Genomic DNA, 275 nt, shown 5'->3' with positions numbered 1-275 from the left:
CGAACAAACCATGTACTTCCAGCGCCACGATCTGGTGTCGCTGAAGGGCATGGACATGCCGGGGCAAGCAGATGCGCTGGGGTTAGGCTGGGTGTATATGGCGCCGAAGGACGGGCTGCCGGGCATCATTCAGAAGACCGGCGGCGGCGGCGGGTTCATCACCTACATGGCGATGATCCCGGCGAAAAATGTCGGGGTGTTCGTGGTGGTGACCCGTTCGGAGCTGAGTAAGTTCACCAACATGAGCGATCCGGTCAACCGCCTGGTGAGCGATC

At 60.7% G+C, this 275-nt stretch carries 1 protein-coding gene; it reads left to right on the top strand.

Annotation, left to right across the window (positions count from 1 at the left end; genetic code table 11):
* Positions 1-275 (top strand): serine hydrolase (locus RAD10_RS41825; RefSeq protein WP_461622021.1); only part of this gene is annotated, 275 nt, incomplete at both ends.

It is taken from the genome of Bradyrhizobium sp. 23AC, assembly GCF_054863025.1.
The sequence above is the reverse complement of the archived record's forward strand: the minus strand, read 5'-3'. Positions and strand labels throughout refer to the sequence as shown.